Here is a 14,649-nt window from a genome sequence, read left to right on the forward strand (position 1 = left end):
TCTATTTTAGACGTAATTTTTAACGAATCAAAATCGAAGTCGGCTTTTTATTTATTGATTATTGAATATTACCTCCATTCTGTTGCTTAATCATAGGCAACAGGACAAAGGAGTACACATAATGAAAACCGCTTACATTGCCAAACAACGTCAAATTAGCTTCGTAAAATCTCATTTTTCTCGCCAGCTGGAAGAGCGTTTAGGCCTGATCGAAGTTCAGGCGCCGATCCTCAGCCGCGTTGGAGATGGTACGCAGGATAACTTGTCGGGCTGTGAAAAAGCGGTGCAGGTGAAGGTTAAAGCATTGCCAGACGCTCAATTCGAAGTGGTTCATTCACTGGCGAAGTGGAAGCGTCAAACGTTAGGACAACACGACTTTAGCGCAGGCGAGGGGCTGTACACGCACATGAAAGCCCTGCGTCCCGATGAAGATCGCCTCTCCCCGCTGCACTCAGTGTACGTTGACCAGTGGGACTGGGAGCGCGTGATGGGTGACGGTGAGCGTCAATTCTCCACTCTGAAAAGCACGGTAGAGGCTATCTGGGCGGGAATTAAGGCCACCGAAGCTGCGGTTAGCAAAGAGTTTGGTCTGGCACCGTTCCTGCCAGAGCAGATCCACTTTGTTCATAGCCAGGAGCTGTTATCTCGTTATCCGGATCTTGATGCAAAAGGTCGTGAACGTGCGATCGCTAAAGAGCTGGGTGCGGTATTCCTGGTGGGGATCGGCGGTAAGCTCAGTGACGGTCACCGTCATGACGTACGTGCGCCCGATTATGATGACTGGAGTTCAGCGTCCGAGCTGGGTCATGCCGGTCTGAACGGTGATATTCTGGTCTGGAACCCGGTTCTGGAAGATGCGTTTGAGCTGTCTTCTATGGGGATTCGTGTGGATGCTGACGCCCTGAAACACCAGTTGTCTCTGACCGGTGATGAAGATCGCCTGAGTCTGGAGTGGCACCAGGCGCTGCTGCGCGGTGAAATGCCGCAGACAATTGGTGGCGGCATTGGGCAGTCGCGTCTGACCATGCTGTTGCTGCAATTACCTCACATTGGTCAGGTTCAGTGTGGCGTATGGCCAGCCCAGGTACGTGAAAGCGTCGCATCTCTGCTGTAACAATTAACGCCGCCAGCGTCTGAGCAGGCGGCTTCGCATCCCGGTATCAAAGCGCCAGATATGATCGAAAATGCGCATGATGCCGGGTTTGCCATGTGCTGACATCGCCACCGCGTGAAAACGGTGCTGGTGCACCCGCTGTAATTCACCCACTTTATTGACGACCTCATCGGGCAATCGCTGAGCGATAAAATCTGAGATTACCACCGCATCTGCATCAAACCATTCCCGACCCTGCATGCGCTCAATTATGGCGCGAAAACAGCTGGCAATATCAGTGCCGCCACGAAAGCGCTGACTTAAAAAGCGGATCGCCTGTTCGATGCCCTCCGGACCGGAAAGCTCATAGCGCACCACTTCTGTTGAAAACAGCATAATGAAACAGCGCCGGTTATCGGCAAGGGCGACGCGCATTAGCGCCAGGCAAAAGGCTTTCGCACACTGCTCATTAAACCCGCCCATCGATCCCGAGGTATCAACGCAGACGATAAAAGGCCCGCGCGGCTGCTCGTCAAAATCCTGATGCACCACCGGACGTTCCGTTACTTTTTCACGCCATGCTTCGCCGTGCAGGCGGTAGGTGAGCAGTTGTTTTTCCACCAGCCGTCGGTAGAACTCGTATTCCAGTTCGGTAATGCCCAGCGTGGCCAGCTCTGGCGGTAGCAGGCGCAGGATATCGTCACTTTGCTGGATGCCATCCACCTGCTCCGGGACGGTTGCAGGTTCGCGCACCAGCGTACGGAAGGTTTCCATTGGCGCATCTTTACGCGGCACGGATTTCGCCTCTCTGGAACGACCTAACTGCTCGGCCAGGCGCTGGAGTTCGGGTTGCTGCGTCAGAAATTCGCCGTATTTCACCATCAACTGATAATCACCGCGCTTGATTTGGCCCGCGCTCATGTCCCACAACCGGCCTGCTGCGTTGTCATTTTCTGCCAGTACAGGTTCCAGTTGTCCGCTAAGGGTCATACGTTCCTGTACTTCACTGAGCAAATGCTCGCGCTCTTCTTCCAGCAGTTGCTGATTCAGCGTTGTGGTTTGCACCACCAGGCTCAGGCGCCAGCGCTGGAGAAAAAGCGTATGTAGGGCGGGCGTAAAGGTGCTGTTGTCATTGACCAGTTGCTGCGCTTGTCCGGCCCAAGGCGAATGGAGGCGGTGCAATAGGGATAATATTTGCGGTAGCTGAACGATAAACTGCGCATGAGAGAGGAGCTGGCTTTGTTGATAGCACATAACCTCCTCCATCAGCTCCGGCGGTACATGGGTATCTTTGAGGCGGCTACGCAATGATTCACGCCAGCGGGGAATGTCGTCAGTGATCGCTTTTTTAAGGCGAGGAAATTTTTTAAAAAATACCACCATCTTTGGGGAAGCCAGCAGGGCGACGATCATCTCTTCGATCATCGCCTCTTCGCTGACTGCCAGCATGATGTTGAGCGTATCAAGGGTCAGCATTGTTGCGCCTGGCGGATTTGCGCCCCGACATCCTGCAGGCTGGCCTCAATGCGGCCTAACCAGTCGCTATGAATAAACAGGCATTTTTGCTGTTCGCTGAATGCGCTGTGCTGCTGATGCCACTCATTATCGAGCGCTTCAAGCTCCTGTTTTATCTCTGCGGGCATACTCTCTTGCGAAGCACCCGGCAGCGCCAGGCGAGAACCTTGTAAACTGACATCGCGTACAACCAGATGCTGTGCGCTATCGACTTCCATATTCAGCGTTTGGGCAAAGCCGATCCCGTTTAGTTTTCCGCGGATCTCCCCGCCTTTTGTTAGCCACAGTTCCAGCGCGCCACGTTCGAAAGCAATATGGATAACCTCCATATCATGCAGTTTTAAAGGCTTTTGCAGCAGTAATGTCACGACAGAAGACGAGGCTTCTGGCGGTAAATCATAATGAGGACGACGGCTGAACATTCCGCCCTGGCGGATCACCGTGAACGCCGTTTTATCGCTTTGCTGCTGCTGGAGCTGAATGCGGCGCTGCACAATGCTGCCCAGGCGCGTCAGCATGGCTTGCTGTTGCCAGGCGTGTCCGGTCATCAATATTTCAAGCTGCTGTTGCATCAGATTCAGGCTTTGTGCGTCGTACCACAGGCAATCTTTCAGCAGGATCAGGTCGATAGGTACTACCGCATCGCGTCCGCTAAAGAAAGCGCTGGCCTGGAGTAAGCGGATCGCTTTTTTCCAGCGACGATCGGACACATAAGGAGCATTCGGTAACACGTCCAACTGTTGGCGCAGCGTGAAAATGAGCTCAAACACGCGATCGGGAAGCTTGATCGCACCAATGTCTTTTTGCCACTGGTGATACTCTTCATCCGTCACCTGCAATGATGCCGGGACCGGATTGTCGCTTTCATCCTGCTGACTTAACAGCATGGAGCGGAAATTGGCCTTGTCCTGAACTTTATCCAGCCACAGACGAATCAGCATACGGTCGTACAGCGCTTCCAGGCTGCTGTCGGCTTCAGGCAGTTCGTTGGAAGCCGCCACCAGCAGACGCATCGGAATTTTTTCTTCATACGCGCCGTTACGGAAGTGACGTTCGTTAATGGCGGTCAACAGGGTGTTAAGAATTGCCGGGCCTGCTTTCCAGATTTCATCGAGAAAAACGATTTCAGCTTCAGGAAGATAGCCCGCCGTTAAGCGTTCATAGCGACCTTCGTCTTTTAACGCCTGAATGGACAGCGGACCAAACACCTCTTCGGGCGTAGAGAAGCGCGTCATCAGGTATTCAAAAGCGCGTGCGTTTTGGAAGGCAAACTTCAGTCGGCGGGCAATTAAGCTTTTTGCGATCCCAGGGGGGCCTAATAAGAAAACGCTCTCGCCGCTGAGTGCTGCCAGCAGACACAGACGAATGGCGTGGCTACGTTCATAAAGTCCCTTTTCCAGCGCATTGCTCAGACGGGAAATTCTTTCCGCTAATAAATGTGGGTGAGCCATAATGAAGTGGCGTCCTTTCGCCAAATGTACTGCATAAACTGCGAGTATAGATGCTTCACACCATTGCAGTAATAGACTGAAGGTGCGCTTATTTTTCTTTGAGCCAGATTAATCTGGTCTCATTTAGGGGTACGATTTTGTGATTAATCGTGCATACTGTGCGCCTTTTTGTGGGCCAAGGGACGACGCACACATTTCTTATATATACACCAAATCAATCAAGCTGCACCAAGGCGGCAATGGAGTTTTCTTCTGGGATGGGGGGAATAACGAATGCAGCCCACACGGAGTGACTTGAAAGATGATGTGTATAAACGAAAGACGAGTCTATGAGCACTGATAATAAACAATCATTGTCTGCGATTACCCTTGCGGCCATTGGGGTTGTCTACGGTGATATTGGTACCAGCCCACTTTATACGCTTCGTGAATGTTTGTCCGGCCAGTTTGGTTTTGGCGTTGAACGTGATGCCGTATTTGGTTTTCTCTCGCTGATTTTCTGGCTGCTGATCTTTGTTGTCTCCATTAAATACCTGACGTTTGTCATGCGCGCAGATAACGCCGGAGAAGGCGGGATCCTGACGCTGATGTCATTGGCCGGGCGCAATACCTCGGCGCGAACAACCTCCATGCTGGTCATTATGGGATTGATAGGCGGCAGCTTCTTCTATGGTGAAGTGGTGATTACGCCAGCCATTTCGGTGATGTCTGCAATTGAAGGTCTGGAGATAGTTGCCCCGCAACTGGATACCTGGATTGTTCCGCTCTCAATAATTGTGCTGACCCTGCTGTTTTTGATTCAAAAACACGGTACCGGCATGGTCGGTAAGCTGTTTGCGCCGATTATGCTGCTATGGTTCCTGACGCTCGCGGTATTAGGTGTGCGCAGTATTATTGGCAATCCGGAAGTGCTGCAGGCGCTCAATCCGTATTGGGCGGTGCATTTCTTCCTCGAATTCAAAACGCTGTCCTTTATCGCGCTGGGTGCGGTGGTGCTGTCGATTACCGGTGTTGAAGCGCTGTATGCGGATATGGGCCACTTCGGTAAATTGCCGATTCGTCTGGCATGGTTCTCCGTGGTATTGCCTTCACTGGTGCTGAACTATTTTGGGCAGGGCGCGTTGCTGTTAAAGCATCCTGAAGCGATCAAAAACCCGTTTTTCCTGCTGGCGCCGGACTGGGCATTAATTCCATTGTTGATCCTCGCCGCGCTGGCAACGGTCATCGCCTCTCAGGCGGTTATCTCCGGCGTCTTCTCGCTGACGCGTCAGGCCGTACGTCTGGGGTATTTATCGCCGATGCGTATCATCCATACCTCGGAAATGGAATCGGGCCAGATTTACATTCCTTTCGTTAACTGGATGCTTTATTTTGCGGTAGTTATCGTGATAGTGAGCTTTGAACACTCCAGTAACCTTGCCGCGGCGTATGGGATTGCGGTAACGGGGACGATGGTACTGACTTCAATTCTGTCGACCACCGTGGCGCGCAAAAACTGGCACTGGAATAAATACTTCGTCTTCCTGATCCTGGTGGCGTTCTTGTGCGTCGATGTTCCGCTGTTCTCCGCGAACCTCGATAAGCTTATTTCCGGCGGTTGGCTGCCTCTGACGCTGGGTCTGGTGATGTTCACCATCATGACCACCTGGAAAAGCGAACGCTTCCGTCTGCTGCGTCGCATGCATGAGCACGGTAACTCTCTGGAGGCGATGATTGCTTCTCTGGAGAAATCGCCACCGGTACGCGTGCCGGGAACTGCGGTGTATATGTCCCGCGCACTGAACGTCATCCCGTTTGCGCTTCTGCATAACCTCAAGCATAACAAGGTGCTGCATGAGCGCGTTATTCTGCTGACGCTGCGTACGGAAGATGCGCCCTATGTTCACAACGTGCGTAGAGTGCAGATTGAGCAGTTATCGCCCACCTTCTGGCGCGTGGTGGCCAGCTACGGTTGGCGCGAAACGCCGAACGTGGAGGAAGTGTTCCATCGCTGCGGTCTGGAAGGCTTAAGCTGTAGGATGATGGAAACGTCCTTCTTCATGTCGCATGAGTCGTTGATTGTAGGCAAGCGGCCATGGTACCTGCGTCTGCGCGGCAAGCTGTATCTGCTGCTACAGCGCAACGCGCTGCGCGCGCCGGACCAGTTTGAAATCCCACCGAACCGGGTTATTGAGCTTGGTACTCAGGTAGAGATTTAATCTCATCGACGCCCTCTTTCATCGCGAAAGGGGGCGTTTTGTTTTGCCCCTCTCAGTTTTCATTTCATCAAATGATAATCCTTGCGAAACGTTTCGATGGCGATCACATTTTCGTAACGTCGCGGTGGTTTTCTGTCCACTCTTCGCACTACACTTATCTCCAGCGAAACGTTTCGCTAGTGGGGAAAGAAAATGAAGAAAGGCACGGTACTCAACTCTGAAATTTCAACGGTGATCTCCCGTCTGGGGCATACCGATACGCTGGTGGTGTGTGATGCAGGTTTACCCATCCCGAACAGCACAACGCGTATTGATATGGCATTAACCCAGGGCGTACCTTCTTTTATGCAGGTACTGGATGTGGTCACACGTGAAATGCAGGTCGAGGCAGCCATTCTCGCGTCGGAAATTAAACAACATAATCCGCAACTCCACGAAACGTTGCTCAGCCACATTGAGCAACTGCAACAACACCAGGGAAACACCATAGAAATTCGTTACACCACGCATGAACAATTCAAAAAACAAACCGCAGACAGTCAGGCGGTAATTCGCAGCGGAGAATGTTCTCCGTATGCGAATATCATTCTCTGTGCTGGCGTCACGTTCTGAGGCCATCATGAACGCATTACTGCAACTCAAAGGGATCGATAAAGCGTTCCCGGGCGTAAAAGCGCTATCCGGCGCCGCGCTGAATGTCTACCCTGGCCGCGTAATGGCGCTGGTGGGCGAAAACGGCGCGGGCAAATCCACCATGATGAAAGTGCTGACCGGGATCTATACCCGTGATGCCGGTTCTTTATTGTGGCTGGGGAAAGAGACCACCTTTAACGGCCCGAAATCCTCCCAGGAAGCCGGAATCGGTATCATCCACCAGGAGCTGAACCTGATCCCGCAACTCACTATCGCCGAGAACATTTTTCTTGGCCGTGAGTTTGTGAATCGCTTTGGCAAAATTGACTGGAAGAAGATGTACGCCGAAGCCGATCTGCTGCTCGCCAAACTGAATCTGCGCTTTAAAAGCGACAGACTGGTTGGTGAGCTGTCGATTGGCGATCAGCAGATGGTCGAAATTGCCAAAGTGCTGAGCTTTGAATCGAAGGTCATCATTATGGATGAACCGACGGATGCCCTCACCGACACTGAAACCGAATCCCTGTTCCGCGTCATCCGCGAACTGAAATCCCAGGGACGCGGCATTGTCTATATTTCTCACCGTATGAAAGAGATCTTCGAGATTTGCGACGACGTAACCGTCTTCCGCGACGGGCAGTTTATTGCCGAACGTGAAGTTGCCTCGCTGACTGAAGACTCGCTGATTGAAATGATGGTGGGACGTAAGCTGGAAGATCAGTACCCGCGCCTGGAAAAAGCGCCGGGTGATATTCGCCTGAAGGTCGATAACCTGTGCGGTCCTGGCGTAAACGATGTTTCGTTCACGCTGCGTAAAGGCGAGATCCTTGGCGTATCCGGGCTGATGGGGGCCGGACGTACCGAACTGATGAAAGTGTTGTACGGCGCATTGCCGCGCACCAGCGGTTACGTCACGCTTGATGGCCATGAAGTGGTTACCCGTTCGCCGCAGGATGGGTTGGCTAACGGCATCGTCTATATTTCTGAAGACCGTAAACGCGATGGCTTAGTGCTGGGCATGTCGGTGAAAGAGAACATGTCACTGACCGCGCTGCGTTATTTCAGCCGCGCCGGTGGAAGCCTGAAACATAAAGATGAGCAGCAGGCGGTGGGTGATTTTATTCGTCTGTTCAATGTTAAAACACCATCAATGGAACAGGCTATCGGCCTGCTTTCCGGTGGTAACCAGCAGAAAGTGGCGATTGCGCGCGGTCTGATGACCCGGCCAAAAGTGCTGATCCTTGATGAACCAACGCGCGGCGTTGACGTTGGAGCCAAGAAAGAAATCTATCAGCTTATCAACCAGTTTAAGGCTGACGGGCTGAGTATCATTCTGGTCTCCTCTGAGATGCCAGAAGTATTGGGCATGAGCGATCGAATTATCGTTATGCATGAAGGGCATCTCGGCGGTGAGTTCACTCGCGAGCAGGCCACTCAGGAAGTATTAATGGCTGCCGCTGTGGGCAAGCTTAATCGCGTGAATCAGGAGTAAAAAAGATGACTACCCAGGCTGTTTCTGGTCGCCGTTATTTCACTAAAGCATGGCTTCTGGAGCAAAAGTCGCTCATCGCTCTGCTAGTGCTGATCGCGATTGTTTCTACCATGAGCCCTAACTTTTTTACCGTTAATAACCTGTTCAACATTCTCCAGCAAACGTCGGTGAACGCCATCATGGCCGTCGGCATGACGCTGGTTATCCTGACGTCGGGTATCGATCTGTCAGTCGGTTCCTTGCTGGCGCTTACCGGCGCGGTTGCAGCTTCAATTGTAGGGATTGAGGTCAATGCGCTGGTGGCTGTTGCTGCAGCCCTGGCGCTCGGCGCTGCCATTGGCGCAGTCACCGGGGTGATTGTTGCGAAAGGCCGGGTGCAGGCGTTTATTGCAACGCTGGTGATGATGCTGCTGCTGCGCGGCGTGACCATGGTGTACACCAACGGCAGTCCGGTTAATACCGGGTTTACTGACAATGCCGATGTGTTTGGCTGGTTTGGTATTGGTCGTCCGTTAGGCATCCCTACGCCAGTGTGGATCATGGGGATTGTCTTCCTCGCGGCGTGGTACATGCTGCACCACACTCGTCTGGGCCGTTATATCTACGCGCTGGGCGGTAACGAAGCGGCAACGCGTTTGTCTGGTATCAGCGTCAGTAAAATCAAAATTATCGTTTACTCACTGTGCGGTCTGCTGGCATCGCTGGCGGGCATCATTGAAGTCGCGCGACTCTCCTCCGCACAACCGACGGCAGGTACTGGCTATGAGCTGGATGCTATCGCAGCGGTGGTGTTAGGCGGTACCAGCCTGGCGGGTGGTAAAGGACGTATTGTTGGGACGCTGATCGGCGCATTGATTCTTGGTTTCCTCAATAATGGTTTGAATTTGTTAGGTGTATCCTCCTATTACCAGATGATCGTCAAAGCGGTGGTGATTTTGCTGGCGGTACTGGTAGACAACAAAAAGCAGTAACAACGATTACAGGACATCTTAAATATGAACATGAAAAAACTGGCTACCCTGGTTTCTGCTGTTGCGCTGAGCGCCACCGTGAGCGCGAATGCGATGGCGAAAGATACCATTGCGCTGGTGGTCTCCACCCTCAACAACCCGTTCTTTGTTTCTCTGAAGGATGGGGCGCAAAAAGAGGCGGATAAGCTGGGTTACAACCTGGTGATTCTGGACTCGCAGAACAACCCGGCGAAAGAGCTGGCTAACGTTCAGGACTTAACGGTTCGTGGAACTAAAATTCTGCTGATCAACCCGACTGACTCTGATGCCGTTGGTAATGCTGTGAAGATGGCTAACCAAGCAAAAATTCCGGTTATTACCCTTGACCGTGTTGCCTCCAAAGGCGAAGTGGTAAGCCACATCGCGTCTGATAACGTGTTGGGTGGCAAAATTGCGGGTGATTACATCGCGAAGAAAGCAGGTGAAGGCGCGAAAGTTATCGAACTGCAGGGGATTGCCGGAACTTCAGCGGCGCGTGAGCGTGGCGAAGGTTTCCAGCAGGCCGTTGCGGCACACAAATTTAACGTACTGGCCAGCCAGCCGGCAGACTTCGACCGCACCAAAGGTCTGAACGTCATGCAGAACCTGCTGACCGCGCATCCTGATGTGCAGGCCGTATTTGCCCAGAACGATGAAATGGCGCTGGGTGCGCTGCGCGCACTGCAAACCGCGGGTAAATCTGATGTGATGGTGGTTGGATTTGACGGCACTCCAGATGGCGAAAAAGCAGTAAATGATGGCAAACTGGCTGCGACCATTGCTCAGTTGCCGGATCAGATCGGCGCGAAAGGCGTTGAGACTGCAGATAAAGTCCTGAAAGGCGAGAAGGTTCAGGCTAAATATCCGGTTGACCTGAAGCTGGTCATCAAGCAGTAATACCGATTCAGGTCGCTCGCGGCCTGATGGAGACATAAATACGCTATCCCCGTATCTGGTTTCGGGGATGAAAGCGTAAAAAGAAAAGCAGGGCACGCGCCACCCTAACCCGGTGGCGCACTTTGACTTGGAACACCAAATATGAAAACCGCAGGCAACCTCGTTGTTCTTGGCAGTATCAATGCCGATCACATCCTTAACCTTAACTCTTTCCCGACACCTGGTGAAACCGTAACAGGTAGCCATTATCAGGTCGCATTTGGCGGTAAAGGCGCGAATCAGGCTGTTGCTGCGGGTCGTAGTGGCGCGAATATCGCATTCATTGCCTGTACGGGCGATGATGATATTGGCGAAAGTGTGCGTAAACAGTTAGCCAAAGACAACATCGATATTGCGCCGATTAGCGTAATTTCGGGGGAATCGACCGGTGTGGCACTGATTTTTGTGAATGGTGAAGGTGAGAACGTTATCGGCATTCATGCCGGAGCGAACGCAGCACTTTCGCCAGCGCTGGTGGAAGCGCAGCATGAGCGTATTGCTCAGGCGTCCGCCTTACTTATGCAGTTAGAATCGCCGATCGAAAGCGTACTGACTGCAGCAAAGATTGCACATCAAAATAAGACCATGGTCGCCCTGAACCCGGCACCGGCTCGTGAACTTTCTGATGAACTGCTGACGCTGGTGGATATTATTACCCCGAATGAAACCGAGGCTGAAAAGCTGACGGGGATCCGGGTCGAAAATGATGAAGACGCGGCCAAAGCGGCGCAGGCATTGCACGCTAAAGGTATCCATACTGTACTGATTACTTTAGGTAGTCGCGGTGTGTGGGCCAGTGTTAATGGCGAAGGACAGCGTGTGCCCGGTTTTAAAGTGGAAGCCGTTGATACTATTGCCGCTGGAGACACCTTTAATGGCGCGTTAATTACGGCGTTGCTGGAAGAGACTCCGCTGCCTGAAGCGATCCGTTTTGCGCATGCCGCTGCGGCGATTGCGGTTACCCGTAAAGGCGCACAGCCTTCCGTTCCGTGGCGCGAAGAAATAGAAGCGTTTTTAAGTCAACAGAGGTAACGCTTGGCTACAATGAAGGACGTCGCCCGCCTGGCGGGTGTTTCCACGTCGACGGTTTCTCACGTCATTAATAAAGATCGCTTTGTCAGTGAGTCCGTCACTGACAAAGTAGAAGCTGCAATTAAAGCGCTTAACTACGCGCCCTCCGCGCTGGCGCGTAGCCTCAAGTTAAACCAGACCCGCACGATTGGCATGTTAATCACTGCCAGTACCAATCCCTTCTATTCTGAACTAGTGCGCGGCGTTGAACGTAGCTGTTTTGAGCGCGGCTACAGCCTGGTGCTGTGCAATACCGAAGGCGATGAACAGCGCATGAACCGTAACCTGGAAACTCTGATGCAAAAACGTGTGGACGGCTTGTTGCTGCTCTGCACCGAAACACATCAGCCTTCCAGAGAGATAATGCAGCGTTATCCTTCTATACCGACCGTGATGATGGACTGGTCGCCTTTTGATGGTGAAAGCGATCTGATTCAGGATAACTCCTTGCTGGGCGGGGATTTAGCCACGCAACATCTTATCGAAAAAGGTTTTACGCGCATTGCCTGCATCACCGGGCCGCTGGATAAAACCCCGGCGCGTTTGCGTCTGGAAGGATATCGGGCAGCAATGAAGCGGGCGGGGTTGCCTGTCCCGGAAGGCTACGAGATTACCGGTGACTTTGAGTTCGGCGGCGGCTTTGAAGCTATGCAAACGTTGCTGTCGCATAAACAGCGACCGCAGGCCGTTTTTACCGGCAATGATGCAATGGCAGTTGGCGCGTATCAGGCTCTGTACCAGTCAGGATTGCGCATTCCGCAGGATATGGCTGTGGTGGGTTACGATGATATCGAGCTGGCGCGCTATATGACGCCGCCCCTGACGACCATCCACCAACCAAAAGATGAATTGGGCGAACTGGCCATCGATGTATTAATTCACCGGATGGCGCAGCCCGCATTACAGCAACAGCGTTTGCAGCTTACTCCTGTTCTGATGGAGCGGGGGTCGGTTTAGGTTTGTGCCGATCTTTGATCAGGTTACGTCCATCTTTGGCTTTTAGCAGCATGAACATCAGCGCGGATATTACCGTTATTGCGCCCATCGTCATAAAGGTGTAGTGGAACTGCTCGACCGTATTGGTTCCTTCCATACCTTCATAGATACGCAGAACGGCGGCGCTGATGGCAACCCCTAAACTGATTGATAACTGCTGAGTAACGGCCAATACGCTGTTGCCGCTGCTGGCGTTTTCATCGGTCAGATCCGCCAGAGTGATGGTATTCATTGAAGTAAACTGTGTGGACATCGCCATACCTAAAATGAACAACGGCAGGATTAGCATCCAGATCGGCATGGCAGGAGATTGCAAAGCGAACTGCGCAATCATCAGGCCGATAAATACCGTAACACCCACCAATGTGGTCCTGTAGCCGAGTTTGCGCAGTACCTGCGTCACCATGGATTTTGCCAGAATTGAACCTAACGCTGTTGGCGCCATCATGCAGCCGGCTATCAGAGCCGGATATCCAAATCCTACCTGCAACATCAGCGGCATTAAGAAGGGCACACAGCCTGTACCCAGGCGAGTGGCGAGGTTTCCGGCGATCCCAACAGAAAAGGTCCGTGTCTTAAATATCGGAAGCGATATCAGCGGCGTTGGGTGGCGACGCGCATGGCGAATATAGGCGAGTAGTAACAACACACTGGCAAGAACAATACCGAGTGCGACCCAGGTCTCGACAAGCTTCTCACCGAACAATTCAACGCCGCTGGAAAACAACACCAGGCTCAAACCAAACAGAAAGAAACCGGTCATATCAAAACCGCGGCGTGGCGTGGTGAAGTTCGGCATATATTTGCGGGCATAGAAGATACCGGCAATGCCAATTGGAATATTAATCAGGAAGATCCAGTGCCAACTGGCCCATGTAACCAGTACACCGCCCAATACCGGACCTAAAATCGGCCCCACAAGTCCTGGCATGGTGACGAAGTTAAGCACGGGAAGCAGTTCGCTGCGGGGGTAAGCACGCAATAATGCCAGACGGGCAACGGGCATCATCATGGCGCCACCGATCCCCTGAATGACACGGAAAATCACCAGCTCGCTTAAGGAACTGGACAGCGCGCAGGCCAGCGATCCCAACGTAAACAGGCTAACGGCAATCATAAAGACGCGTCGGGTACCAAATCGGTCTGCCAGCCAACCACTTACCGGGATCAGCATCGCGACAGTCAGGGTATAGCTGATAATGGCCGACTGCATGGCGAGTGGAGAGCGGTTAAGACTATGTGCTATTGCGGGTAGGGCGGTATTGAGGATCGTGGCGTCTAGTGCCTGCATAAAAAAGGCCATGGCTGCTATCCACGGTAGCCCGGCCATACTGCGTGATTTCTTTTCTGACATATTATTTATCCGGTAGCACGTTCGGTGCTATCAGCAATGCCTGACAGGCAGCAAAGGCGCGATCGCCATCGTTATCATCTATTGCGTCGACAATGGCCTGGTGCAAATCCAGTTTCACCACATCGTTATAGGTAATAGAGGTAAAGTAGGTCTGGTAAACCGAATGGAACAGAGATGCAAAGGAAATAAGGAACGGATTCGCACTCATTTCATAGATGTGCTCATGCCAGGCGATATCAACCTCAATCCAGCGTTCGCGTCTGAAGTTTCTTTTCAGCTCGACCATCTCTTCCATCAGCGTGTTGAGGTGCGCTTTCTGTTCAGCCGTACCTATGGTCGCTGCCAGTAAGCACGCCTGAGGCTCCAGGCTGATACGCATCACCAGAAAATGTTTAATGACCTGCGGGAAATTATCTTCTGTCATCCACCAGGTGAGCAGCTCCTGGTCAAGGAAGTTCCAGTTTGCTTGCGGCATGACGCGTGTACCAATACGTGGGCGCGGTAATACCATACCTTTTGCCGTTAATGTTTTTACTGCCTCTCTTACCGCGGTGCGACTCACGCCAAACTGATCGCCTAGCTCTATTTCGCCAGGCAATATCGCACCCGGTGCGTATTCACCTTTTAATATTCGCTGAGCCAGCTTTTCGGCCAGAACGTAGGACAAGTTTTTCTGTGCGGCTAGCTGTTGGGCATTTAACGGCATGAATGTTCTTCCTTACTCTTTTTCTTATTCATTAGTATGCCACCTGGAAGTGTGATTGCGGCTGCAAAAACGGCAATTTGCTTATTTTATGGCATGTTAATGGTTGTTTTGGTGAAAAAACACGCACTCGGAAAGTTATTTTAAATTTCCCCTTGTCAGCCTGAAATAACTCCCTATAATGCGCCTCCACTGACACGGAACAACGGATTACAAGC

12 protein-coding genes are annotated in these 14,649 nt (G+C 52.3%); 8 read left to right on the forward strand and 4 right to left on the reverse strand.

Going from position 1 to position 14,649, the window contains the following annotated elements:
* Window positions 1–121 precede the first annotated feature (121 nt).
* Complete coding sequence (gene asnA / locus OGX96_RS03445; RefSeq protein ID WP_003827009.1) at window positions 122–1,114, forward strand: aspartate--ammonia ligase; 993 nt, start codon at window positions 122–124, stop codon at window positions 1,112–1,114.
* A 3-nt stretch (window positions 1,115–1,117) separates the two neighbouring features.
* On the opposite strand, the gene viaA is transcribed toward asnA, so the two are convergent.
* Both viaA and ravA read right to left on the reverse strand, forming a co-directional pair.
* Window positions 1,118–2,569: an ATPase RavA stimulator ViaA gene (viaA, locus tag OGX96_RS03450; RefSeq protein WP_008786554.1), complete on the reverse strand. Its 1,452-nt coding sequence runs from the start codon at window positions 2,567–2,569 to the stop codon at window positions 1,118–1,120.
* Window positions 2,563–4,059, reverse strand: a complete 1,497-nt coding sequence (ravA, locus tag OGX96_RS03455; protein ID WP_020996042.1) for an ATPase RavA — start codon at window positions 4,057–4,059, stop codon at window positions 2,563–2,565. The genes viaA and ravA overlap by 7 nt, the downstream gene beginning before the upstream one ends.
* Before the next feature lie 329 nt (window positions 4,060–4,388).
* On the opposite strand from ravA, the gene kup reads away from it, so the two are divergent.
* The 7 genes from kup to rbsR all read left to right on the forward strand — a co-directional run bounded on the left by kup (window position 4,389) and on the right by rbsR (window position 12,335).
* Window positions 4,389–6,257, forward strand: coding sequence for a low affinity potassium transporter Kup (gene kup, locus OGX96_RS03460; RefSeq protein WP_003827003.1), 1,869 nt, complete (start codon window positions 4,389–4,391; stop codon window positions 6,255–6,257).
* 192 nt (window positions 6,258–6,449) lie between these two features.
* On the forward strand, window positions 6,450–6,869 hold the full coding sequence (rbsD, locus tag OGX96_RS03465; RefSeq protein ID WP_003827001.1) for a D-ribose pyranase: 420 nt from the start codon (window positions 6,450–6,452) through the stop codon (window positions 6,867–6,869).
* Window positions 6,870–6,876: 7 nt separating this feature from the next.
* Window positions 6,877–8,382, forward strand: coding sequence for a ribose ABC transporter ATP-binding protein RbsA (rbsA, locus tag OGX96_RS03470; protein WP_003023764.1), 1,506 nt, complete (start codon window positions 6,877–6,879; stop codon window positions 8,380–8,382).
* A 5-nt stretch (window positions 8,383–8,387) separates the two neighbouring features.
* Window positions 8,388–9,353, forward strand: a complete 966-nt coding sequence (gene rbsC / locus OGX96_RS03475; protein ID WP_045449027.1) for a ribose ABC transporter permease — start codon at window positions 8,388–8,390, stop codon at window positions 9,351–9,353.
* A gap of 24 nt (window positions 9,354–9,377) precedes the next feature.
* Complete coding sequence (gene rbsB, locus OGX96_RS03480; RefSeq protein WP_003023760.1) at window positions 9,378–10,268, forward strand: ribose ABC transporter substrate-binding protein RbsB; 891 nt, start codon at window positions 9,378–9,380, stop codon at window positions 10,266–10,268.
* 141 nt (window positions 10,269–10,409) lie between these two features.
* The gene (rbsK, locus tag OGX96_RS03485) at window positions 10,410–11,339 is read left to right on the forward strand and encodes a ribokinase (RefSeq protein WP_198802950.1); all 930 of its coding nucleotides are present in this window, start codon (window positions 10,410–10,412) and stop codon (window positions 11,337–11,339) included.
* Between the two features lie 3 nt (window positions 11,340–11,342).
* Window positions 11,343–12,335: a ribose operon transcriptional repressor RbsR gene (gene rbsR, locus OGX96_RS03490; protein WP_003023757.1), complete on the forward strand. Its 993-nt coding sequence runs from the start codon at window positions 11,343–11,345 to the stop codon at window positions 12,333–12,335.
* Here rbsR and mdtD read toward each other — a convergent pair.
* Both mdtD and OGX96_RS03500 read right to left on the reverse strand, forming a co-directional pair.
* Window positions 12,301–13,728: a multidrug transporter subunit MdtD gene (gene mdtD / locus OGX96_RS03495; protein ID WP_167820549.1), complete on the reverse strand. Its 1,428-nt coding sequence runs from the start codon at window positions 13,726–13,728 to the stop codon at window positions 12,301–12,303. The two genes, rbsR and mdtD, sit on opposite strands and share 35 nt — an antisense overlap.
* A 1-nt stretch (window position 13,729) precedes the next feature.
* Complete coding sequence (locus OGX96_RS03500) at window positions 13,730–14,434, reverse strand: FadR/GntR family transcriptional regulator (protein ID WP_003023753.1); 705 nt, start codon at window positions 14,432–14,434, stop codon at window positions 13,730–13,732.
* Window positions 14,435–14,649: the final 215 nt, after the last annotated feature.

It is taken from the genome of Citrobacter sp. Cpo100 (assembly GCF_030332595.1).
In the GTDB taxonomy this organism is placed as follows: Bacteria; Pseudomonadota; Gammaproteobacteria; order Enterobacterales; family Enterobacteriaceae; genus Citrobacter; species Citrobacter portucalensis.